Raw genomic sequence first — 23,624 nt, 5'->3', positions numbered from 1 at the left:
GTCGAATCGGACAAGCCCGACGAGGCTTCCGGGTCAGCGTTGCGCGATGGTGAACAGTTAAATGCGGAAGATTGATATCCGACGGTATCGCCCTGCGTTTCTGCTACACATGGTCCGCATCGGACAGTCCGGTGCGGACATTCCCCGCAATGAATGCTCAGTTTCTGATGCGTAGGTCGGATCCGGGCCCGCTGCCGTCACCGACGACAGCGCAGGAAGGCGCGGCCGCGGCGACCTGCCGGACAGGGGTCAGAAATGGACGACGTGCCGCTGCAGGTCGCGGCTCTCCCAGGCATCATCGCGGGCCCCGTGCTGCGCCGGGTGACCCGGACGAAGGTGTCCGTGTGGCTGGCGCTGAGCCGGCCGGATCCGGTCACGCTGCATGTCCGCCGAGCCGGGGTGCCCGCCTCGGAGATCGCCGCGGGGAGCGCGACACCGGTCAGGGTCGGCGGCAGCCTGTGGATCGTGGTCGTCACCGGCACCGCACCGGGCGGGCAGTTCACCGCGGGTGACCTCTACGAGTACCGGATCAGCTCACCCGGCTGGCCCGAACCGAACTGGGGCGAGGTCTCGATCGGCACCGGGCGACCGGCGTTCCCCGCCCCGCCCGCTTCCCTCGACGACCTGACGATCCTGCACACCTCCTGCCGCAAGGTCCACGGCAACGGCCGGGACGGCCTGGCCGGGGCCGAGGAGCTCATCACCGGGCGGCTCGCCGCGGGCACACCGTCCGCCCGCCCGCACCTGCTCGTCATGTCCGGTGACCAGATCTACGCCGACGAGGTCCCAGCCCCGCTGGTACCGCGGATCCGCCGCATCGCCACCGACCTCGTCGCCGTCGACGACGCGGCGCCGTTCCTGCCGCTGCCGGCGATCGGGGGGCGGCAGGCCCGCTCGGAGGCCTATCACCTCACCTCCTCGGCGGCGAGCGACCATCTCTGGCGGTTCGGCGAGTTCCTGGCGACCTACCTGCTCTACTGGTCCGACACGCTCTGGCCGGCGACCGTGCCGGCCTGGGCGGACGTCGCGCCCGGTGACGTCGCCGCGGACAGCGGCCTCGACGAGGCGTCGTGGGCCGAACTGCGCGCGGCCGTGGAGCTGTTCCGCGCCGGGCTGCCCGCCGTCCGCAAGGTGCTGGCGACCGTGCCGATCCTCATGGTGGCCGACGACCACGAGGTGACCGACGACTGGAACCTCGACCACCCGTGGGCGGAGGCGGTCTACGCCGACCCGGCCGCCAGCCGCATCGTGACCAACGGGCTGCTCGCATACGTCCTGTGCCAGCACTGGGGCAACACCCCGGAGCGGTTCACCGCCGCCGGCAGCCCCGAGGCCGCCGTCCTCGCCGCCGCCGTCCATACCGGCGCCTCCCCTGACACCCCGGCCCTGCGGCAGCTCCTCGGTGTTCCGGCCGGGCCGCCACCGCCGCCACCGTCGGTCCTGCGCGACCTGACGGCTCCCGGCACGCTGCGCTACGACTTCACCCTCGGCCCGGACGACGGCTGGCCCGTCCGGCTGCTCGCCCTCGACGAGCGCACCGCCCGCGAGTTCCACCGCGTCGACCATCCGGCCGCGCGGATCAGCCTCGACGCCCTGGCGCTCATGGTGCCGGAGCCCGGTGGCCTCGCCCCGGTCCCGCTCACGTTCGTCGTCGCACCGGCGCCGATCCTCGGCACCCACCTGGTCGAGCACCTGATCCAGCCGGCGGCGAGCCTGATACCCGGCGGGTCGATCTTCGCCGACTTCGAGTCCTGGTCCGCGGCGACCGCCAACCACCAGGAGCTGCTGCGGCGGCTCACCGCACTGGGGCCGCTCGTCATGCTGTCCGGCGACGTCCATTTCAGCGGCACCGCCGCACTGACCTACACCCGCGCCGGGACGACGACGCGCGCGGCGCAGATCACCAGCAGCGCGGCTCGAAACGCGGAGGTGAAGACCATGGTCCTGCACCTGTTCGGGGACCTCGCCATGCGCCTGGGGCTGGAGCGGCATCGGGCGTTCAACGGCTACGCCAACCTCGGCCTGCCGCAGCGGGCGCAGCTCGCCACCCCGCCGCCGGGGGCGGACCTGCCCTACGACGAGTTCACCGACGTGTTCCTCGGCCGGGTGTTCCGGGCCGCGCAGGAGACTCCCACCGTCCTGTCCGAGGAGATCGCCGACGCCTACGGGCTGACGCCGGGGCCCGAGGACTGGCGCTTCGAGGTGACACCGGTGGACGACGAGGCCATGCCCGGCCCCGGTCCGCTGCTGACCGACATGACGGCCGCGCCCTCCCCGGCCGGGTGGACATCGTGGGACCCGGCCAGGTCGTACCTGATGCTCAAGGCACTGCGTGCCGGTGACCTGCACCGGATCGGGCGCATGTTCGTCGGGCTGCCGCAGCTGTCGCTACTGGAGTTCGAAGCCACTCCGTTGGAGGTGCGGCACCTGATCGTCTCGCCGGTCGGCAACCATCCGTCCCCCGCCGCCCGCCAGCAGACGGTCACGAAGGTGCGGCTCGTCTGATGGCCGAGAAGTCACTCATCGAGGTGATCTCCGCGGCTTTCGCGGATGCCATGCGCTCGGCGCTGGACGGCACGAACCCGGCGCTGCCCCCGCTGAGCCCACCGGACGCGGCCGGCGCCCGGGCCGCCATCGAGCAGCTCGCCGACCGCGCCGGCGGTGTCACCGACGCGGCGGACCCGGTTGCCTGGCTGCAGGCGCTGGAAAGCTGGCGGGACACCGCGTCCGACGTGGCCGACCGGGCCTTCGCCGGCCCCAACCCGGCCGAGCAGGCGTTCGTCCGCTTCCTCACCGAGCGGATGCCGCGCACGGCTGCCTTCCTCGCGCTGACCGGGGTGATCAGCCATACGCCGGACGGCCTGGCCCGGGTCGACCGGCAGAAGCTGCGCGCGCTCGTCACCGACCCGGGCACGCTCGTCAACGAGGGCCTGTGGGACGCGCTGCTCGCCGATGTCGGCCTGCCCGGCACCGGCCGCCTTCCCGCGGTGATCGTCGGGCTCCTGCTGCTGGCGCCGCAGACCGTGCTCGCGCTCACCCGGGGCGATCTGCGCGTCGCGGGCCTGTCCGCGCCGCCGACGGCGCAGCCCGGCCCGTGGCGGGTGTTCCGCGAGGCCACCGAGGGCTGGATCTCCATCACCGTCCCGATCGGCGACCCCGCCGACCCGCAGCCCAACCCCCGCGACATGTTCGACTGGGCCGCCGACCTGACACCCGACCTGTCGGGCACGCTGGCGATCCGTTCGCAGCGCCACGACCTCGGCGGCGGGAAGCGCCGCACGGTCTTCGAGATGTGGCTCGCGCTGGCGGCTGAGGAGGACCGCTGGCAGTACGACTTCGGCAGCGGCTGGTACCTGCGGGTCGAGCCCGGCCTGACCGGCGGTTTCGGCTACGACGGCTCCTGGCACGGGGCGTTCCGCCAGTTCGCCCTCGACCCGGCCCGGCTGCCCGGGCCCGGTGACCCGGTCGAGGTCACGTTCGGCCGGGAGCTCGACGCCGGCGCGCCCGACATCGCCTTCGGCCCGCCGTACGACACCCGCCTGGTGATCCGTGACCTCGGGCTGTTCCTGCGACTGCGCGAGGACCACCCGGTCGTCGAGGTGGGCCTGTTCCTGCACGGCCTGTCGGCGGTGCTCACCAACCGCTGGTTCCGCACGTTCGGGGTGACCGACACCGTCTTCCGGGACGGGATCCGGCTCGACCTGGATCTCGACCTCGCCTACGTCGAGGGCCGCGGTGTCGTGCTGGGCCTGTCCAGCGGCCTCGACGTCACCCTCGGGATCGACGCGGAGTTCGGGAAGAACGCCCCCGTCGGCTTCAAGCTGCACAGCATCCGCATCCACGTCCCGGTGCGGGCCACCGAGGACAGCTTCGACGTCCGCGCCGAGGTGCGCTTCCACATCTCGACCCATCTCGGCCCGGTGAGCCTGGTCGCCGACGGGCTCGGCGGCTGGGTGGGCTACTGGTCGGAGGACGACACCAGGAAGTACGTCGGTCTCCTCCCGCCGACCGGCGCCGGGCTGGAGATCTCCGCGGGCCCCTTCACCGGGGGCGGCTACCTCGACTTCACCGGCGGCCCGAACGAGCGGTTCGGCGGCGTCATCCACGTCAAGGTCGGCACGTTCGAGGTGACGGCCTTCGGCCTGCACGAGCTGACCGGCGAACCGGGTGCGGCGAACCGCCCCACCTCGGTCATCGTCGTGCTGGGCGTGCGCTTCTCCCCCGGCATCCCGCTCGGGTTCGGTTTCGAGATCTCCGGTTTCGGCGGCCTGATCGGCATCAACCGAAGGGCCGACACCGACGCCCTGCGGGAGCGGCTCACCAGCGGCGCCGCGGGCAACGTGCTGTTCGCCGAGGATCCGATCCGCAACGCGCCGCGCCTGCTCGACGACCTCGACCACCTCTTCCCGCGCAACGCGGGCACCCACGTGTTCGGCCCGACGATCCAGATCAGCTGGCTGAACATCGCCGGGCACAAGGTGTTCCGGTTCGACGTCGGGCTCTTCTTCGAGTTCCCCGGGCCGCGGCGCATCGTGCTGCTGGGCTCCGCCCGCGCCCAGCTGCCGCCGCTGGCCGGCGGCCCGCACCTGATCGACATCCGGTTCGACATCGTCGGGTTCGTCGACTTCCCGAAGCGGATCGTCGAGGTCGACGCGACCCTCATCAACTCCTCGGTGATGGAGATCTTCCACCTCACCGGCGACCTGGCGTTCCGGATCGCCTGGGGCGACCATCCGTACCTGCTGCTGAGCTTCGGTGGCTTCCACCCGAGGTTCACCCCGCTGCCCGCGCAGTTCCCGGAGCTCGCCCGGCTCGCGCTCACCGTCAAGCCGGGGAAGCTCCCGGGCGGGGTGTTCTTCCGCGCCGAGGCCTACCTGGCCATCACCTCGAACACGGTGCAGTTCGGCGGGCAGGTGGAGCTCGGCTACAAGGCCGGCCCGCTCAACCTGATCGGTTTCCTCGCCCTCGACGCGCTCATCCAGTTCACCCCGTTCCACTTCGAGGTCACGATCAGCGCGGGGGTGCGGCTGCGCTGGAAGTCGACGAACCTCGCCGGGGTCCGGCTCGAAGGCACCCTGTCCGGCCCCGGGCCGTTCACGGTCAGCGGCAAGGCCTGCTTCGAGATCCTCTGGTTCGACATCTGCGCCGACGTCAGGATCCAGCTCGGCAGCTCCGGGCAGCCGGCCGCACCGCCGGTCAGCAGCGTCGTGCAGGCGCTGCGCCCGCAGCTCACCGAGCCCGCCAACCTGACCGCGCTCGACGGCGACGACAACGAGGCCATCCAGGCCAGGCGGCCCGCGGCCGCCGGCGACCATCCGCTGGTCTCCCCGCTGGGGGGGCTGAGCTGGGCGCAGAAGCGCACCCCGCTGGGCCTGACCCTCGACCGGTTCGACGGCGTGCCGCTGGCGGCACCGCAGCGGGTCGTCGTGGAGTCCCCGCGGGCCGCGGGCCCGGTGCAGGACTGGTTCGCGCCCGGCTCGTACGCGAACCTCACCGAGGCGGAGCGGCTCAACCGGCCCGCGTTCTCCCGGCTCGACGCGGGGATCAGGATCGGGCTCGGCGCCCCGGCGGCGTCCACGGCGATCCGGCGCGACGTGACGGTGGTGGAGATCCGGCTGCCGAAGCCGCCCAGCACCGGTGCGCTCGCGATCGCGTTCGCCGCCGTCACGCTTCGCGCCGCCCTGGAGCGCACCGCGCCGTCCCAGGTGCGCACGACGGCGCCGGCGTTCGGGGTGCGCGAGGAGCGGTTCGCCGTCCGCGACCGCGGTGGCGCGGTACTGGCCGAGGACCTGTCCGTCAGCGAGGCCCACCAGCGGGCCCGGCGCGCCGGCGGCGTCGCCGCGGCCAAGCGCGATCTCGTCGACCTGGGAGCGATCTGATGGCTGTGCGGCTGGACTTCTACGCCTGGCGCCGGTCCACCGTCTTCGAGACGGTGGCCGCCCCGGCGCTCACCCCGGCCGGCCGGCTCACCGGGCGCGTCCCGCTGACGTTGCACAACACCGAGCGGCCGGGCGACACGGCCACCGAGAGCGTCGTGTTCGACCTGCTCGGCCCCGGCGACGTCGGCGGCCTGAAGCCGGCGGCCGTGCGGCGCGCCGTCCCGGCGCCCGGGTCGACGGAGGCGGAGAACACCAAGTGCGCCTACGTCGAGTTCAGCGCCCCGGACCTGCCCTGGCGGTACACCCCGCGCCTCGCCGCGGGACGTCAGCTCGCCCCCTGGCTCGTCCTGGTCGTCGGGACGCCGGAGGAGATCGTGCCGCAGCCCGGCGGAACGGTCGCGATCAGCGCCAGCGCCCTGGCGGCGCACCGGCTCGTCGAGTCCCCCCGGTGGGCCCATGTGCAGGACGACGTCGACCATCCCGGCCAGCGGCTGGTGTCGCGGCTGCTCTCCCCGCGCCCGCTCGCCGGGAACACCGCCCACCGCGCGGTCATCGTCCCCGCGTTCACGCCGAACGGCACGCCCGCCTGGGCCGACGGCTCCCCCGGGGTGACCGTGACGCTGCTCTACTCCTGGGAGTTCACGACGGCGCCGGCGGGTGACTTCCCCACCCTCGCGGCCCGGCTGCGGCCGCACTCCGGCGACGCCACGCTCGGCCGGGTGGCCCTGGCCTACCCACTGCCGCCCTCCCCCGGCCCAGGGCCGGAGGCGCCGATCGTGCGCGGCGCGCTGGCGCCGCTCGACAGCGTGGACGTCGACATCCCGGTGGAGATCGGCGACGACCTGGAGACGATCGCCGCACCGGTGCTCGACCCGGCCGCCGACGCGCGGCGCCCCGTCGTCTCGCTGCCGGTGTACGGCGACGCCTGGGTGGCCGACCCGACGCTTGCGCTGTGGTCGGCGCAGTTCCGCCGCGACCCGAGGCACCGGGCCGTCGCCGGCCTCGGCGCGAAGGCGGGCATCGACGAGCAGGACAAGATCGTGGACGCCGCGGTGGCCCAGGCCGGGGCGCTCGCCGCGGCGTCCGAGCGGATCAGGGCGCTGACGGCGGGGCTGGCCGCGGCCTCGGCGTTGTGGAACCGCCGGCTGCCGCAGGACCGGGTCCGCCGCCTGGTCGTCTTCGGGCCGGCCCTGCGCGGCATGCAGACGCAGACCGGCACCGTGCTCGACCGGGCGACGGGTGGGGCGCGCCCGCTGCCGCCCGCGATCTTCTCCGCGGCCGCGCGGCGGGTCCTGCGCCCCGGCCCGGCGCGCACCCGGCACGCCGCCGACGGCGCGACCGACCCGCGGGCCGTGCTGGAGGTGGCCAACCGGTGCGCCGAGCCGCCGCCCCGCGCGCCGGACGGCCTGCCGCACAGCGACCACCTCAGCGACGTCGTCGGGGTCCGCAACCTCGACAAGGTGCTGCGAGCTGCCGCCGGGACGGGCCGGGTGCCGGTCAGACGGCTGCGCGACCTTGTCGGCGCCTTCGACCGCAGCCCCTACAGCGCTTCCACCGTCGGGTTCTTCGAGCAGGTCATGCGGCAGATCCTCGACCGGGTCGAGGCGGGCCGGCCGATCCCGCTGTTCGATGTGCTGACCGTCCTCGAACCGCGCGACGGCCGTCCGCTCCCGGAGCAGGACCTGCTGATCGCCCTGCGTGCCCTGCTGTCCGAACGGCCCGACGACGAGTACGACACCCCGGTGCTGGACGACCTCGTCATCGAGGTGCTGACCGAGCGCCCCGACCGCCCCTGCGACCCCGTCGACCTCGACCGGCTCGCGGACGCCGTCGCCGACGCCGTCGATCCGACGGCGCACCACCCGGTCGTCGTCGACCGTGTGCTGGACACCATCGACGGCCTCGACGACCAGCCGCTCACCCCGCCGGAGCTGTCCCCGGATCTCGACATCCCCGCCTGGCAGCTGCTGCGCGACCACGATCCCGACTGGCTGCTGCCCGGTGCCGGCACCATGCCGGTCGACCGTGTCGTCGCCGTGACGACGAACCCGGTGTTCGTCGACTCCTACCTGCTGGGGCTGAACACCCAGATCCTCGGCGAGCTGCGGTTCCGCAACATCGCGGTACGGGCGGGCAGCACCCCCCTGCGCCAGTTCTGGTCCCGGGCGGCGCCGGACGGCGAGAGCTTCCTGGACGACATCCACGGCGTCCACCTGTGGCCGACCGGCTCGGCGCTGGGCAGCGGCACCCACCAGCCGCCGGCCGCCGCCGGCGCCGACCTCGTCATCGTCGCCCGGACCCCGCTGTTCCGCCGCTACCCGCACACGGTCGTCTACCTCACCCCGGCGCCGCTCGCCGGCGGCGAGCCCGACTGGGACGCCGCGCCCGACCTGGCCCAGCGCATCATCCCCAGCTTCCAGGGCTCGATCACCCCCGAGATCGTCTTCTTCGGGTTCGACCTCGACCCGGCGCTCGGCGGGCAGCACTGGGTGGTGTTCGAGGAGCCGCCGCACGGCGTCCAGTTCTTCAGCGGCCCCCACGAGGGCCTCTCCCCAGCGCGGCGCCACGTGTACACCGACCCGTTGCTTCACCTCGACGGCGCCGAGTTCGCCGACGCCGCCTACGCCGACCCCTACCGTGTGATGGTCCGCGGATCGTCACTGATTCCGGGAGCACTGTGAGCACGCCGATCATCGGGGTTCTGCTGCCACTGCGGCTGGAGACACGGTTCGCCGAACCCGACGCCCCGGGAGCCGGCTGGCGGCTCAAGGTCCGGGTTGTGCCCGACGCGGCCAGCCTCGACCGGCACAACCCGCTGCCGCTGGACAGCGAGCTCGACGCGGTCGAGGCGCTGTGGCAGGCGGTGGACGGCGGTGTCGACGCCCTGGCCACCGAGCACGGCCGGGCACAGTGGCAGGCGTTCGCCGCGCAGGTCGGCGCCGCCCGCGGCGCCTGGCTGGCCCGCTCGTTCCCCGCCGAGCCCGCCCCCGGCGGTGGCTGGCGGATCACCCGGCCCGCGGCGACCAGCGAGCCGCTGACCTTCGCCCGGGTCGCCGGCCTGCCGAAGACCCTGCAGCTGTGGCTCGGCCGCGGCGGCGGCGCGCCGGTCCGGATCGCCGAGCTCACCGTCGACCGTGACCGGCTCGCGCTCGACCCGCCCGACCCGGAGACCGGCCAGGCCCGCTGGTGGACGTCCTTCAAGGAGGCCGAGCAGGTCCAGCTCGGCACCACGGTCGACCTCGGGCCGGACCGGCCCGACGACATCGACGTCCTCTACGTGGTCGGCCTCGGCGAGGACTCTCCCGCTGACCTGTTCGCCGCACACCGCGACGCCGGCATCCTCGGCGTCGCCGCGCTGGGAACCGCCACCAACAGTGTGGACGGCGCGCGGGCGGCGGATCTCGCCCGCGACCCCGAGGTGTGGCGCACCCTGCTCACCGCGCCGCCGCCGCAGCCGGGCGCGGAGGCGGTCAGCGCGGCGCTCACCGGGAAGGACTCCGCCCTCGGGCCACTGCCCGGCGGCGAGACCGACCACCGGCCGGTCAACCAGGCACTGGTCGGCAGCCTCTGGTCGGTCCTGTGGGGCCACTGGGTCAAGGACGTGTGGCTGGACGGCAAGGGCCTCGAGCTCGGGGCATGGGCCTACGACCACCTCGCCCCGGAGGGCCCGTTACCGCCGATCCGGATCGGGGACCAGCCGTACGGCGTGCTGCCGGTCTCGGCGCCCTCCCGCTGGGTCACCGCGCCCGGCGACCCGGCCGTGGAGAAGCATGTGCTGCGGGTCGGGCTCGGCGCCCGCGACGTCGCCGCGACGGCGGCCGAGGCGGCCGGCACGATCGTCGGCGCCGACACCGCGCGGCTGCTCGACCTGATCGGCCGGGTTCCGGCCTCCCGCGGCTACGCCTGGCGGTGGGCGCTGCCACTGGAACTGCTCTACCTGCTCGAATGGGCCTACGGGGACGGCGTGCCCTGGGCGCGGCTGCAGAAATGGTGGGACGAGACCGCCGTCCGCGCGACGAAAATCGCGGACCGGTCACCGTCCCGGCGCTACGCCACGCTCGGCGAGCCGCAGGACCTCACGCTGCCACTCGTCGTGCCGACCAACCTCACCGACGGCAGGACACTGGACAAGCTGCTCGAGATCCTGCTCGAAGTGCCACCGAAGGAGCTCGCCTCCCCCCGGATCCTCGACGAGGTGTTCCGGCCGATGCCCGACAGCCTGCTGTTCCGGCTGTTGCTGCACGCGCGCCTGGTGGACACCGCCGAGGTCGTCCGGTTCACGGTCGAGGCCAGCGGACCCGCGCTGGAGCCGATCGAGGCCCCCGACTCCGAGCCGACCCGGCTGGCCAGGTGGGCCTCCCAGTTCAGCGACGCGATGGTGGGCTCCGACCCGGCGAGCCTGCTGTTCCGGATCGGGCGGGAGGCACTCGGCGCGCTGCCGGGCCTGGACCCGGCGGTCGTCGAACGGGTCCTGCGGGCGACGCTCGACACGGCCTCGCACCGGATCGACCCCTGGCTCACCGGGGTGGTGACCCGGCGGCTGCGGGAGCTGACGGCCGCGGCGGAGCCGGCGCGGTTCCAGCTCGGCGCCTACGGGTGGGTGGACGCGCCCCGCCCCCGTGACCCGGCGGCTCCCCCGCCACCCGCCGAATACCTGCACGCGCCGTCCATGGAGCAGGCACTGACCGCCGCGGTGCTTCGCGACCGCGCACTGTCCGACGCGGAACCCGCCCGCTGGCAGATGGACGTCGACAGCGACCGGGTACGGCTCGTCGAGGAGCTGGCGGAGCAGGTCCGGCTCGGCAGCCACCTCACCGAGGTCCTCGGCCGCGCGGTGGAGCGCGCGGTGGCGGCCCAGGCCGACGTCGAACGGCTCCGGGCGCAGTTCCCGATCCGGGTCGAACACACCGGCCGCCGGGTCTGCGACGGCCAGGCGGTCCTCGACCGGTACGTCACGAACCCGGCCGATCTGGGCCTCACCGGGGCCCAGCTCGACACGCTGGCACCGCTCGCGCACGCCGTGGACACCTATGGCGACCTGCTGGTCGCCGAGGCCGTCCACCACGTCGTCTCCGGCCGCGGCGCGACGGCGGCGACAGCGATGGAGGCCGCCGCGGGGCTCGCCGCACCCCCCACGCTGGAGGTGCTGCGCACCCGGCGGGGCGGGCGCATCGCGCGCACCACCGTCGTGGCCGCGCTGCCCGCCGCCGCGGGCCCGCCGGCACCGGACGCCTTCACCAGCCCCGGGGTGCTGGCCGAGCCGGCCGTCGCGGCCTTCCTCGAAGCCCAGACCGGCGCGCCGGGCACGGACCCGTGGCGCTGGGAGGCACTCGACACCGCCGACCAGCCACTCGGCCCGGTCACCCTTGCCGACCTCGGTCTGACGCCCGTCGACACGCTGTCGCTGTCGGCTGTGAACCTGTACGAGCTCGCGCTCGCCGCCGTCGAGGGAGCGGCCCGCCTCGAACCGGCCGCCCTGCCCGCCCAGGCCGCGGCCCAGCGGCTGGCCGACATCCTCGGCAGCCGCCCGGTGCTGCCGGAGGACCTCGTCACCGGTGGGCCGGCGGCGCCCGGCACGGAGGCGGCGCTCGCTTCGCTGCAGGCAGGCGTCCAGGCCGAGCTGCACGGCAGGTACAGCGCCGTGCACGCGCTCGCCGACGACCTGCGGACGTGGCTGGTGGCGGCCGCCGCCGACCCCGCCGACCACACGGCGGCACTGGTCGGCGCGGCCCGCTGGGGTATCACCCCGCTGCGCGCGGACGGCGCGCCGACCGCGACACTCGTGGCCCGCGCAGCGGCGGCGCTGTCCGAACGACTGGCGAAGGCACCTTCGCCGGCCGCCGCGGCCGCGCTCGCGCCAGCGACGCTGGCCAGCGCGCTGGCGGAACTGGTCTCGCCGGAAGGACGCCTGCCCGTCCTGTCCCGGCTGCCGCTGGACCAGCTACCGACCGCTCTGGTCCCCGACGTCGCCGGGCCGGCCGCACTCGACCCGTACTGGCTCGAGGTCGTCTCGCCCGTCCGCGCGCACCTGGCCCGGTTCGAGGCGTACCAGCTCAGCAGGCACGTCCGGGGGCTCAGCCCGCTCGCCGCGTGGACGAACCGGCCGGGCGACCCATGGCAGCGCGAGCCCCGGCCCGACGCCGACGCCGACGCACCCCCGGTGGACACCCACCTGCTCGCGGCGTTCGGCCCGGCCGGGGCGCTGGACCCGGCCGCCGGCCCGGCCCGGCCCGTCGCGCTCGGCCTGGTGGACTCGTTCAGCGAGGTCATCCCGGCCACCGACCACACGACGACGGTCGCCTTCCACGTGGATGCGCCGGCGTCGCGGGCACCGCAGGCCGTGCTGATCGCCGTCCCGCCGGATGTCGACGTTCCTCTCGACACCGAGGCGCTCGTCGACGTCCTCGCCGACACCCGCCGGCTGGTCCGGGCCCGCGCGGCCGCCCCGCCGGACCTGGACGCGCTGGCCGCCGGCACCCCGTCCGTGCTGCTGCCAGCGCACCAGCCCACCGGCATCAGCCTCACGAAGTAAGGGAGCGGACAGTGCTGCAGCGGACGGTGCGGAGCGCCTCATGACGCGATTCGATCTGGGACGTCGGCTGGAGCCGATCCGCCCCGTGACGGACCTCGACCGTGGGTTCCGCGCCGAGATCGCGGACCCGGCGTGGTTCCTGGCCCGGCAGTGGCACCTCGGCGAGCACCAGGGCGAGGACGCCGCCTCCCCCGCCCTCGTGCGCCACGTGGCCGCGCATCACCCGGTCGACCCGCTGCTGCCGCCGGCGACCGACCCCGACCAGGCGACGGATCCCGCGGTCGTGCCCGCCGAGGCGATCATCGAGGCGGAGTCCGACGAATGGTGGACACCGGGCCGCCGGATCCGCGTCGGCCGTGACCTCGCGACGTCCAGGCCGGCGCTGCTGGCTGACACCAGCCTGCGGCTCGACGGGCTCCCACCGCCCTACGACACACTCGACGGCACCGGCGTCGACGGCCTCACGGCCTACCGGCGACGCGCCGAGCTCGGCCTGACGGCGGCCGACTTCCCCGGCGTGCCGACCGTCCCCGCCGCCGACCTGTGGGATCCCGCCGAGTTCGTGCACACCGCGGAGTTCACCAGTGGTGGTGTGGCCCTTCAGGTACCTCGCCATCGGGGCGGGGACGTCGACTGGTACTCGGTCCAGGCCAAGGAGCCGCCAGCCCCGGGCAGCGGCCCGGAGGTGCTGCGGGAGGTGCTGCCCAGCCGGCTGAAGTACCCGGGCGCGCCGCATCCCCGCTGGTGGCAGATCGAGAACGCGCACGTCGACATCGGCGGCTTCCCGCCGGACCGCAGCCACCTGGCGACCATGCTGCTGATCGACCTGGTGATGTCCCACGCCGACGACTGGTTCAGCTTCCCGGTGGAGGCGAGCGCCGGGACCCTGGTCACGCTGCGGGAAGTCGTCGTCGTGAACTCGTTCGACGAGGAGGTCGTGCTGACGGCGCCGGCGGACTGGAGCCTGTTCCGCATCACCGGCCTCGAACCGTCCACCCTCGCCATCTGGCCGACGGCGGTGACGCCGCTGAGCGACCGGCCCGTCGACGACGTCGCCGTCGGCCTCGACGAGGACGCGAACCTGCTGTGGGCCGTCGAGCACCGGGCCGCCGGCCGCGACCTCGCTCCCTCGTCCGCGGCCACCGGCCCCACGTCACCGCCGGGGCTCCCGCCGCAGGCGCCCGCCACGTCGGGCGAGGTGCTCGGCAGCGAGCCGGTCACCTACTCCTACCGGCCGAGCACGACGCTGCCCAGGTTCTGGCATCCATATCCGGTGCGCGAGGTCGACGGGCGGCGGCGCTTCGTCCAGGGGCAGCTGCGCGACCTGGAGGCACGCCCGCCAGTGCCGATGCCCGCGCCGGTCAGCCCGCTGCTCCAGGACCCGCACGCGCCGGCCGCCGGGCCCGTGCACCAGATCGAGCCGGCCGCGCTCCCGACGACCGGCGTGCGGCTGCAGCGGCAGTGGAAGCTGGCTCGGCGGACCGACGGCCGCCCCGTGCTGTGGATGCAGCGCCAGCAGCTGCCGCTGATCGGCCCACCGGTCTCCGGGCTGCGCTTCGACGTCGCCGAGGCCCGGCACCCTTCCGCCGGCTGAGGCCGGGGACCGCTCCTGCGGCAACCGTCGGAAAGCCGACCGGCACCCTGTCGCGTTGGCTTCAGCGCGAATGACGGTGTCGAGCCACCATGGGCCCGTGATCAGGATTTCAGGGCCCAGAGGTCAGCAGCAGGACGACAGCACCGGTACCGGCCCCGGCCTGCCCCGCCGCGCTCTCCGCCTGGTCCGGTCGCGGCCCCGCGGTCCAGTGACGGCGGCCGTCGCCTGCGTCCTGCTGTTGGGGGCTCCGCTGACGCTGGTCACCGGCTGCCAGCCGAGCAGCGGCAGCGGGAAGAGCACCGGCACCGGCACCCACGCTCACGCCAGCACGCGCACGACACCGCGGGACAAACCACCAGCCGTGCCGGTGGGACAGCCGAACTCCCCCACCACCCGGACTCCGGGCGGGTCGTCGGCCTACCGGATCACCATCAGGAACGAGCGGGGGGCGATCGAGCCGAGCGCCAGCTACACCGCGCAGGTGCCGGTGCTGGCCGGCCCCGACGCGGCAGTGGTTCGCCGGGTGAACGCGGCCATCGCGGAGTACGTCAGCCAGGAGAAGACCCGCACCGCCCACGAGACCCTCACCCTCACGGCCGGCGATCCGCATGTGGGCGCGCGGGTGCTGGCGCTGTCCTTCGGCGGCGACCGGTACCCGCCCGGCGCGGCGCATCCCAGTGAGCTTGCCAGCGGCCTGGTCTTCGACCTGCGCACCGGTGACCGCGTCACCATCGAGGACGTCTTCACCTCCACCGACGCGGGCCTGCGCCGGCTGGAGCCGGTCGTCCGGGCCGAGCTGGAGCGGCGGTTCCCGGACGGCCCGACGGGCGGGGTCACCGATCCGCTGCCGGCCAACTACCAGCAGTTCGTGGTGAACCCGAAGGGCCTGGTGGTGATCGTGACGGAGCTGCCGCACGTGCTCGGGCCGCAGAGCGTCCTCGTCCCGTGGAGCAGCCTCGACGGCCTCGTCCGGCCCGAGCTCGCCGAGATCCTGCGCTCCTGAGCACCTGAGCTCCTGCACACCGGAGCACCTGTGAGCGCTCCTGAGCCGAGATGCCGCGCTCTCGTGGGGAATGCCTCCAGGCGGGGCGGGATTGACACTACGAGTGAGCGACGTCGACGAATCCCTTCCGCTGGCCGTGCTCGACTTCGTGGGGATCGAGCACGGCGAGAGCCCGGCGGCCGCGATCGCGGGCGCGGTGAGCATCGCGCAGACCGTCGAGGCCGCCGGATACCGGCGGTACTGGGTCTCCGAGCACCACAACATGCACAGCCTGGCCTGCAGCGCCCCTGAGCTGCTGACCGCGCATGTCGGGGCGCTCACCTCCCGGATCAGGGTCGGCGCCGCCGGGATCATGCTGCCGAACCACACGTCGTTCAAGGTCGCGGAGCTGTTCCGGACGCTGGTGGCGATGTATCCCGGGCGCATCGATCTGGCGCTCGGCCGGGCGCCGGGCACCGACCCGCTGACCGCGCACGTACTGCGCCGAGGTGGCGGCGCCGACGCCGGCGCGGAGTTCCCCCACCAGGTCGGTGAACTGCTGGCGTTCCTCGGCGACGGCTTCCCGTCCGATCATCCGTACGCGCGGCTGGTCGCCGCGCCGGTGGTCGACGAGCGGCCCGAGCTGTTCGTGCTGGGCTCCAGCCCGTACGGCCCGCGCTTCGCGGCCGTCAACGGCCTGAGCGCGGTGTTCGCCCATCACATGAGCCCCGAGCTGGCGTTCGACGCGCTACGCGCCTACCGGCGTGAGTTCACCGCCCGCGGCGGCAGCGACAGGCCGTACTCGGCGATGTCCGTACTCGCCTTCGCCAGCGAGGACGAGGAGGCCACGCTCGACTTCGAGGCGGCCTGGACCCTCACCATCCAGAACATCAGCCGCGGCGTCCGGGAACCGCTGCGGCCCGAGGACGTCCACGGCTTCGCCCGCTCCGAGCGGTTCCGGGCGGCGCGGCGCGACGACGGGCGGATGGTCACCGGGGAGCCGAAGGCCGTCGCCGCCCGCCTGTTGGAGATGAAGCAGCAGGCCCAGGCCGACGAGATCGTCGTCGTCACCCCGAGCCTGGACCGGGCCCGGCGCCAGGCCAGCTTCACCGCCCTCGCCGAGGCCTGGCGCAGCGCGGCCTAGGACGGACTGTTCTGGGCCTGGGCAGGTTCCGCGGTTCCGCGGAACCGCCCTGCGCCCGGCCCCGCCGGTGGCGCGACTGTCTTGCGCCGCCCGGCAGCGGGAAGCTCACACAGTGGCAGGCTGGCGCGGCGGCATGCTGACGCAGGCACACCAAAGACGCAGGGGCACCGGAGGGGATGTCGGGATGGCCGAGGCAAACGACTGGAACGCGCAGATCATCGCCGAGTTCCGGGCGAACGCGGGGCAGGTCGGGGGGAACTTCGCGGGCGCCCCGATGGTGCTGGTGCACCACCGGGGCCGCAGGAGCGGTCGCGAATACGTCAATCCGATGATGTACCTGGCGGACGACGCCGATACCAACACGATCTACGTGTTCGCCTCCAAGGCCGGCGCACCGTCGAATCCGGACTGGTACTACAACCTGACGTCCGCCGGTGCGACGACCGTCGAGCGCGGCGCCGAGACGTACCAGGTCGGCATCCGGGAGCTCACCGGCACCGAACGCGACCAGGTTTATGCCGAGCAGGCGCGCCGCTACCCGGGGTTCGCGGAGTACGAGACGAAGGCCGCGGGCATCCGGACGATCCCGGTGCTCGCCCTGCAGCGCTCCTGATCGAGCCGCACTCCCGGGTACCCCGGGGCACCCGGGTTCACTGTCACTGCGGGCGGTCGGCGACGACGACCCGGCCACTGCGCAGTGAGTTGCGGCGGGAGGTCGGGGTGTCCAGGCGCTCGGCGATGGCCAGAAGGTCCTCGTCGCGCCGGACGGTGAACCCGTGCCGGCCGAGGAGTTCGCACATCGTGGCCGCCGTCCAGTAGGAGCGCCACGGTTCGTTCACCCACATGCTGCGCCGCCGGGCCAGGGTGTGCATCATCCGGGCGATCCACTGCCCGATCGCGATCCGGACCTGGCGGGCCTGATAGTTGATGATCAGGCGGCTGTCGGGGGCGGACAGGCCCGCGACGACGGCCATGGTCCGCTCGACCTCGGCCCGGGTGAGGTACGGGACGACGCCCTCCCAGATCCAGGTGGTCGGCGCGTCCGCGCGGTGACCGGCGGCGGCCAGGGCGCTGCCGAGCCGGTCCCGGGCGAAGTCGACGGGGACGAACCGGACCGGCTCCGCGGGTCCGGCGGGCCCGGCGGGCCGCGTGATCTCTCCCGGGCCCGTCACCCACGGCTGGCCCAGGCCGGCGAGCCGCTCCCGCTTGTCCCGCTGGGACGCCGGATGGTCGACCTCGAACACGACGCTGCCCGCGAGCTCCGGCATCCGCCAGGCTCGATCGTCCAGGCCCGCGCCGAGCAGCACGACCTGCGGGGACGGATGGTCGCGCAGCGCGTCGTCGATTGCGATCACCCGCGGCACGATGATCGTGGCGCAGGCCCGTACCGACTCGTAGTCGATGCGGTCGGGCAGGCTGGCGGGCGGTCTGCCGGCACGCACCTGCTCGACCGTTCGCCGCTCCTCGCCGCGCAGCAGCTGCGCCGCGAGCGGGTCGGCGAAGCGGCCGGTGGCGGTCAGCCCGTCCGCGACCGCCCTCCCCTGGCAGACGAGCACCGCCGTGCGACTGCCCCCGGCCGCCTTCATCCCGCACCACCATTCGACTCGTCCCGCCGCAGGCCCACCCGGCCCCAGACTGCCCGGCCACCCGACCGCCCGGCGACCCGACCGCCCGCCGCCGTGCCGGCTCTCCGTCGCGCCGCCGGCACAGCAACCGGGCAGACCTCAATCACGCATCAGACCCGCGCCCCCGTCAACTCGGCGAACCCCGGTGCAGGGCGCGGCATCCGCGCTAGCCGATCGTGATCGGGAGCGACTCCCAGCCGCGGACGGTCGAGGTCTGGGCGAGCTTCGCGGTCTCCCAGTCGACGTCCCAGGACGGGAAGCGGCGCAGGATCTCCTCCATCGCCACCCGGCCCTCGAGCCGGGCGAGCGCCGCGCCCAGGCAGTAGTGCGCGCCGAGCCCGAAGGTGAGCTGGTTGCCCATCCGGCGGTGCAGGTCGAGGCGGTCCGCGTCGGGGTACCGGGACTCGTCCCGGTTCGCGGAGCCGACGATGAACAGGATGGCGCTGCCGGCGGGAACCGTCCGGCCGTGGAACTCGACGTCCCGGGTGACGTACCGGCCGATGAAGGGGCCCGGCGGCTCGAGGCGCAGGATCTCCTCGATCGCGGCCGGGACCAGCGACGGATCGGCGACGATCTCCCGGCGCTGCTCGGGGTTCCTGGCCAGAGTGGCGCCGATCCAGCCGACCAGGCGACCGGTCGTCTCGTTGCCCGCGCCGGCGACGACGGTGGTGTAGGTGATCACCTCGTCCCGGGTGAGGGTGCGCACCGTGCCGTTCTCGTCCTCGAACTCGGTGTACAGCAGGTCGGTCATCAGGTCGGTCGACGGGTTGTCGCGCCGCCAGTCGATGTACTCGGCGAACGCCTCGTTGCTGAGGATCGCGCCGCCCTTGAAGTCCATCTGGCCGCCGGCCTCCGTACGCAGGCTCTCGTCGGCGGTGTCGCGCAGCGCTTCCTGATCGGTCTCGGGGATGCCGAGCAGCATGCCGATGACGCGCATCGGCAGCTCGGTGCCCACCGCTGCCATCAGGTCGAAGCTGCCGGCGCCGACCAGCGGGTCGAGCGTGCGCTCGCAGTAGGCCCGGACCTTCGCCTCGAGCTCGCTGATCCGGCGCGGGGTGAAGACCCGGGCGAGCAGCTTGCGGTGGATGTCGTGGGCGGGCGGGTCCTCGAAGATGAGCGTGCCCGGCGGGATCTCGATGCCCGACTTGATCAGTTCCAGGATGCCGCCGCGCGCCGACGAGAACGTCTGCCAGTCGGGCAGCCCGCGCTCGCAGTCGACGTACCGGCTGACCGCGTAGAAGTCGTATTCCGCGTTGTAGTAGAGCGGTGCCTCCTCCCGCAGCCGGCGGTAGACCGGGTACGGGTCGGAGACCAGTGACGGGTCGTAGGGATCCCAGTGGACCGCGCTGTCGGTGCTCAAGGTTCGTCCTCTCTGCGACGGGATCTGCCGCGTGCGCCGTCTCGCCCTCTCACCGCGGCTGGGCGGCCGGGCGGGGCCGGATCCGCATCGCCGCGCCACGAAACGAGCATAGCGAGATCGATGCATGAAGTCTCGCACCAATTCGGATCCCGGCGGGGCGGGAAGAGGAACAGCGACCCGGGGGGACCTGCCTGGCAGGTCGAAGGGCTCAGATCGCGGGCCGGCCCGCTCCGGCCGCGATCGTCGCGCCCGTGATGAACCGGGCACGGTCGGAGGCAAGGAACACGACCGTCTCGGCGATCTCGCGAGGTGTGGCGAGCCGGCCGAGCAGGGTGTTGCGCGCGAGCCGGTCGAGGCCGTCCGCGCTGGTGGCCGCGACCAGTGCGTCGGTGCCGGTCGGTCCGGGCACGACGGTGTTCACGCGGACGCCCGCCGGGCCGAACTCGGTTGCCCAGGCACGGCTCAGCGACTCCAGTGCGGCCTTGGTCGCCCCGTAGGCGGAGAAGCCGGGCATGCCGACCCGCGCCGCCAGAGTGCTGATGTTGACGACGCTGCCCGTGCCCTTCTCGACCATCGCGGGCACCAGCGCGGCGGTCAGGAGGTAGGGCGCGCGGACGTTGATGGCGAGCGCCGCGTCCAACGACTCGACGTCCTGCGACACCGTCGGCGCGCTGGGAATCGCGGCCGCGTTGTTGACCAGGATCTCGACGGGGCCCGCGAGCGACGCGAGGCGGTGCGGCCCGGCCGGGTCGGCCAGGTCGGCCGCGACGAACCGGGCCGACCCACCCGCCGCCGCGATCTCCGCGACGAGGTCGGCTCCACGGGCAGCGTCACGGCCAGTGACGACGACCCGAGCCCCGGCCGCCGCCATCAGCCTGGCTGTCTCCCGCCCGATGCCTCCGGTGGAGCCTGTGATCAGGGCGGTCTTTCCGGCAAGTTCCATGACGAGTTCCTATCGGAAGCCGTCAGGCCGGCGCGTCCTGCGTCACCCCCGGCCCGTCCGCCACAGCCGGCCGGAGTCGTCACCGCTGCGCCCTCGGCCGCCGCCCGTCCGCGCGCCGGGCTGTCCTCATCCGCTGCCCGCGGAACTCGCCTCGCCCGGCCCGCCGTCAGGCTCGCCGCCAGGACCGTCGCCGGCTCGGACCGCCGCGCCCAGCGTCGCGATCACCCAGTTCACGGCGCGGGTGGCACGTTCGGGATCCAGCTTCCAGGTCACCGTCAGCCGCTCGTAGGACGGGACGTTCCAGAAGACGTCCAGCATCGCGGCGGCCAGCTCGGCCTCCTCGTCCGGCCAGTCCACGGCGGCGTCGGAGACGGCGGCGATGAGCGCGCGGCGCCGGCGTTCGTCGATGTCGGCGAAGGTCGGATCCTCCGGCGGCGGCTGGGCCACCGGGAAGGAGGACAGGTAGGCGAACATCCGCCCGACGACGTCGCCGAACTCCTCCAGCCGGAGCCCTTCGAGGTCAACCCCGGCCTCCTGCTCCAGGCGACGCATCACCGCGTCGCGCAGGCGGCGCTCGTTGGAGAAGTAGCGGTACACCGTGCTCTCGTTCACCTGGGCGCGGCGCGCCACCGCCCGGATGGTGAGGGCTCCCCAGTCCCAGGTCGGAAAACCGTGGACCATCTCGGTCGCCGCGGCCAGGATGCGATCCCGCGTCACGGCGGCCTGCTGGCGGCGCAGCGGGCTCTCGTAGTGACGGCGACCGCCCGCGCCCCGGGCCCCCTCCGCCCGCTGCTCTGCCGACTGCTCCGCCGGCTGCTCTGCCGACTGCTCTGCCGGCTGTTCCGACGGCTGCTCTGCCGGCTGTTCCGACGGCCGTTCTGCCTCAGGCCCATCCACGGTCAACGACCACCAGATCCTTCCGCGGCGTCACGTCACCGGCCGATGCCGGTCGAACCCGTACGCGGCTCCCTGCCATCGGAGGAGATGATGCCGGATCGGCCGCGGTGCGCGCGCATCCCGTGCCGGTGAGATCACGGCTGGCCGGCTGCCTCCGCGTCGAGGTCGCGGAACGCCGTCGCGTAGCGCCCCACCAGTGCGAGGGAGACGTCGTGGCGCTGCCAGCCGTCGGTGCCCAGCGTCGACAGCCAGATCGCGAGGCCGTAGGCGGCGCTGGCCCGGTAGCGGCGCCAGGCCGACTCCCAGGACGGACGGGCGTCCGCCGGCAGGTCGAGCGCGTCGAGGTAGTGCCGCAGCAGGTCGGTCTCGTGGTCCCGCCGGTCCGGCGTCGTCAGCGCGCCCATCAGGAAGTAGCCGACGTCCTGGGACCAGCCACCGCGCCGGACGACCTGCCAGTCGAGGAAGCCCACGTCGTCACCGGGCAGGACGTAGGTGTTGCCGATGTGGGCGTCGGCGTGCAGCAGGGTCGGCGTCTCCTGCCCGACCGCGGCCACGTAGCGCGCCCACAGGTCGACGATGCCGTCGGCGCCGTACCGCGCCACCTCGGCGGGGAGCTGGCCGTCGGCCCGGTCGAGGCCGGTCGGGATGCGTGATCGCAGGCCGCCGGCGAAACCGTCGGTCGGCTCCCAGGTCCGCACCCAGGCGAGAGCGGGCTGGGTCGCCGCGTCGAAGTCCCAGTAGTGGCTGTGCAGCCTGGCCAGCCCGCGCAGCCCGGCCGCGGCCTGGTCGACCGTCAGGGGCCGGGTCGCGTCCCGCGGGTCGGCGCCGCGCAGCGTGACGTCCTCCATCACGAGGAGCCAGTCGAGGCCGGGGCGGTCGACCAACGCCTGGTAGACGAGGGGGTGGTCGACGGGTAAGGGAACCTCCGCGGCGAACAGGTCCACCTCGTTGAAGAGATTCCCGTTGCGGCTGTGCACCAGCCGGTGCGCGCCCTCGGCCTTCAGGAACACCCGGCGAGGGCCCGACCCGGCGGCGAAGTCCAGCTCGAACCGCGCCCGCCGGTTGGTGCCGTCGTCACGCAGGACGAGCCGGACGTCGCCGACCCGCGCGTCGGGGTGATGACGCGCGAGCGCGGCCGTCATCCACTGCGGGGTCACCTCGTCCCAGTCGACGGGAACTGTCAACGGTTGCGACATGGCCTGGCCCTTCTCATCTCTGGCTGCTGCGTTCCCGGCTGCTGCGTTCCCAGCCGCCGGGTGCCCGGCCGCTGCGTTCCCGGCGGCTGCGCACGATCGCGGGCCCACCGCGCCAGGATGCCACCCCAGGGCCCGCCGCCGACCGGCCGTCGCCGTGCCCGAGCCTCGTCCAGGACGCAGCATCGCGCGATTCATGCAACATCTCATGGTCTAATTCGAGCACGGATTCCGGCCCCGGAACAGAAATGCGACACCGGGAGTCAGCGAGAGGTCGCCCTGCCGGTACCGCGGCACCCGACGCAACGGTTCCGCGGCACCCCGACGCGACGGTTCCGCGGTGCCGCGTCGCGGCGGCTCCGCGGTGCCGGGGTCACATCGCGGCGGTTCCGCGGTACCGCGTCGCGGGTGGCCGGGACCGGCCGGAGCCCTGGAGGACACACGAGCGCCGAATTGCTGGCAGTGTGGCGCCATGAGCACTCGGGCGGTCGGACCTGACGAACTGCCGCCGGCGTTGCGCGTCCCCGAGCGAGTCGTGCCGGTACCGGCGAGCGTGAGCCCCGAGGCGCAGGCGACGCTGGGATTGGGGGTACTGACCCCCGCGACGCGGTGGCCCGCGCTCGACGACGTCGAAGGCTGGCGCCGGGTGATCGCCGAACGCGACCAGGCCGCGCTCGCCGCGGCCTCCCCGCTCCCGGCAGGTACCGAGGTCCGCGACATCGACCTCGGTGACTTTCCGGTCTACGAGATCGCCCCGGTCGGGACGGCGGGCGACGACCGGCGGGTCTACCTCGACTTCCACGGTGGTGGCTTCGTGCAGGGCGGTGGCGCGGTCTGCCGGGCACGGACGTACAACACGTCGCAGTGGATCGGTGCCCGAGTGTGGTCCGTCGACTACCGCATGCCGCCCGATCACCCGTACCCCGCCGCGGTCACCGACTGCGTCGCCGCCTACCGGGCGCTGCTTGATCAGTACCGGCCGCAGGACGTGGTCCTCGGCGGATCCTCCGCCGGCGCCTCGCTCGTCGCGAGCACGATTCTGCGAGCCCGCGACGAGGGCCTGCCGCTACCGGCCGCCGCGGTGATGAACACGCCGGTCGTCGACCTCGGCACCTGGGGCGACACGTTCCACACCAACCACGGGATCGACTCCATCCTGGACCGGGACCTCGCACAGTCGCTCCTGCTCTACGCCGGCGGCCACGACCTGCGCGATCCCTACCTCTCGCCGCTTCACGGCGATCTGGCCAAGGGCTTCCCGCCGACCATCCTGCTCAGCGGGACCCGCGATCTCCTGCTGTCGGACACGGTGCGCTTCCATCGGGCGCTGCTGCGGGCAGGCCTCGACGCCGAGCTGCATGTCTTCGAGGCCGCGGGGCACGGCGGCTTCCTCGGAACCGCCCCGGAGGACCGGGAACGACTGGCCCAGATGCGGCAGTTCGCCACCTCAGCCTGGGCTCGCGGTCGATAGACCC

Annotated in this window: 14 protein-coding genes; 9 read left to right on the top strand and 5 right to left on the bottom strand. The window is 73.8% G+C overall.

Annotated features, from left to right (window positions below):
* Window positions 1-255: 255 nt before the first annotated feature.
* The 8 genes from CcI49_RS15200 to CcI49_RS15165 all read left to right on the top strand — a co-directional run bounded on the left by CcI49_RS15200 (window position 256) and on the right by CcI49_RS15165 (window position 16,744).
* Entirely contained in the window at window positions 256-2,505 is a 2,250-nt protein-coding gene (locus CcI49_RS15200) for a hypothetical protein (RefSeq protein ID WP_076827285.1), read from the top strand.
* Entirely contained in the window at window positions 2,505-5,879 is a 3,375-nt protein-coding gene (locus CcI49_RS15195; protein ID WP_076827283.1) for a DUF6603 domain-containing protein, read from the top strand. The genes CcI49_RS15200 and CcI49_RS15195 overlap by 1 nt, the downstream gene beginning before the upstream one ends.
* Entirely contained in the window at window positions 5,879-8,560 is a 2,682-nt protein-coding gene (locus tag CcI49_RS15190; RefSeq protein WP_076827281.1) for a hypothetical protein, read from the top strand. The genes CcI49_RS15195 and CcI49_RS15190 overlap by 1 nt, the downstream gene beginning before the upstream one ends.
* Window positions 8,557-12,411 carry a hypothetical protein gene (locus tag CcI49_RS15185; RefSeq protein ID WP_076827279.1) on the top strand — a complete coding sequence of 1,285 codons (3,855 nt, stop codon included), beginning with the start codon at window positions 8,557-8,559 and terminating at the stop codon, window positions 12,409-12,411. The genes CcI49_RS15190 and CcI49_RS15185 overlap by 4 nt, the downstream gene beginning before the upstream one ends.
* A 40-nt stretch (window positions 12,412-12,451) precedes the next feature.
* Window positions 12,452-14,005: a hypothetical protein gene (locus tag CcI49_RS15180; RefSeq protein WP_076827277.1), complete on the top strand. Its 1,554-nt coding sequence runs from the start codon at window positions 12,452-12,454 to the stop codon at window positions 14,003-14,005.
* 208 nt (window positions 14,006-14,213) lie between these two features.
* Entirely contained in the window at window positions 14,214-15,008 is a 795-nt protein-coding gene (locus CcI49_RS15175) for an RsiV family protein (RefSeq protein WP_241840073.1), read from the top strand.
* A gap of 103 nt (window positions 15,009-15,111) precedes the next feature.
* Complete coding sequence (locus CcI49_RS15170) at window positions 15,112-16,131, top strand: LLM class flavin-dependent oxidoreductase (protein WP_076827275.1); 1,020 nt, start codon at window positions 15,112-15,114, stop codon at window positions 16,129-16,131.
* A 184-nt stretch (window positions 16,132-16,315) separates the two neighbouring features.
* The gene (locus CcI49_RS15165; RefSeq protein ID WP_054569279.1) at window positions 16,316-16,744 is read left to right on the top strand and encodes a nitroreductase family deazaflavin-dependent oxidoreductase; all 429 of its coding nucleotides are present in this window, start codon (window positions 16,316-16,318) and stop codon (window positions 16,742-16,744) included.
* A gap of 43 nt (window positions 16,745-16,787) precedes the next feature.
* On the opposite strand, the gene CcI49_RS15160 is transcribed toward CcI49_RS15165, so the two are convergent.
* The 5 genes from CcI49_RS15160 to CcI49_RS15140 all read right to left on the bottom strand — a co-directional run bounded on the left by CcI49_RS15160 (window position 16,788) and on the right by CcI49_RS15140 (window position 22,152).
* Window positions 16,788-17,717 (bottom strand): class I SAM-dependent methyltransferase, encoded by a 930-nt coding sequence (locus CcI49_RS15160; RefSeq protein ID WP_054569280.1) that lies wholly within the window; start codon window positions 17,715-17,717, stop codon window positions 16,788-16,790.
* A gap of 205 nt (window positions 17,718-17,922) precedes the next feature.
* Window positions 17,923-19,116, bottom strand: coding sequence for a cytochrome P450 (locus tag CcI49_RS15155; protein ID WP_054569281.1), 1,194 nt, complete (start codon window positions 19,114-19,116; stop codon window positions 17,923-17,925).
* 208 nt (window positions 19,117-19,324) lie between these two features.
* Window positions 19,325-20,059, bottom strand: coding sequence for an SDR family oxidoreductase (locus tag CcI49_RS15150; protein WP_054569282.1), 735 nt, complete (start codon window positions 20,057-20,059; stop codon window positions 19,325-19,327).
* Between the two features lie 126 nt (window positions 20,060-20,185).
* Window positions 20,186-20,956 (bottom strand): TetR family transcriptional regulator, encoded by a 771-nt coding sequence (locus tag CcI49_RS15145; protein WP_347280121.1) that lies wholly within the window; start codon window positions 20,954-20,956, stop codon window positions 20,186-20,188.
* 134 nt (window positions 20,957-21,090) lie between these two features.
* Window positions 21,091-22,152, bottom strand: coding sequence for a DUF1679 domain-containing protein (locus CcI49_RS15140; protein ID WP_076827273.1), 1,062 nt, complete (start codon window positions 22,150-22,152; stop codon window positions 21,091-21,093).
* A gap of 469 nt (window positions 22,153-22,621) precedes the next feature.
* On the opposite strand from CcI49_RS15140, the gene CcI49_RS15135 reads away from it, so the two are divergent.
* Window positions 22,622-23,620 (top strand): alpha/beta hydrolase, encoded by a 999-nt coding sequence (locus CcI49_RS15135; protein WP_054569284.1) that lies wholly within the window; start codon window positions 22,622-22,624, stop codon window positions 23,618-23,620.
* Window positions 23,621-23,624 lie beyond the last annotated feature (4 nt).

Source organism: Frankia sp. CcI49 (assembly GCF_001983215.1).
Lineage (GTDB): Bacteria > Actinomycetota > Actinomycetes > Frankiales > Frankiaceae > Parafrankia > Parafrankia irregularis.
This window is presented reverse-complemented; position numbering and strand designations above follow the sequence as displayed.

Bases quoted from the DNA above. Each gene is read 5' to 3' on its own strand.
- CcI49_RS15150 (WP_054569282.1), bottom strand. From the start codon at position 20,059: ATGGAACTTGCCGGAAAGACCGCCCTGATCACAGGCTCCACCGGAGGC.
- CcI49_RS15180 (WP_076827277.1), top strand. From the start codon at position 12,452: ATGACGCGATTCGATCTGGGACGTCGGCTGGAGCCGATCCGCCCCGTG.
- CcI49_RS15140 (WP_076827273.1), bottom strand. From the start codon at position 22,152: ATGTCGCAACCGTTGACAGTTCCCGTCGACTGGGACGAGGTGACCCCG.
- CcI49_RS15135 (WP_054569284.1), top strand. From the start codon at position 22,622: ATGAGCACTCGGGCGGTCGGACCTGACGAACTGCCGCCGGCGTTGCGC.
- CcI49_RS15165 (WP_054569279.1), top strand. From the start codon at position 16,316: ATGGCCGAGGCAAACGACTGGAACGCGCAGATCATCGCCGAGTTCCGG.
- CcI49_RS15160 (WP_054569280.1), bottom strand. From the start codon at position 17,717: ATGAAGGCGGCCGGGGGCAGTCGCACGGCGGTGCTCGTCTGCCAGGGG.
- CcI49_RS15200 (WP_076827285.1), top strand. From the start codon at position 256: ATGGACGACGTGCCGCTGCAGGTCGCGGCTCTCCCAGGCATCATCGCG.
- CcI49_RS15195 (WP_076827283.1), top strand. From the start codon at position 2,505: ATGGCCGAGAAGTCACTCATCGAGGTGATCTCCGCGGCTTTCGCGGAT.
- CcI49_RS15190 (WP_076827281.1), top strand. From the start codon at position 5,879: ATGGCTGTGCGGCTGGACTTCTACGCCTGGCGCCGGTCCACCGTCTTC.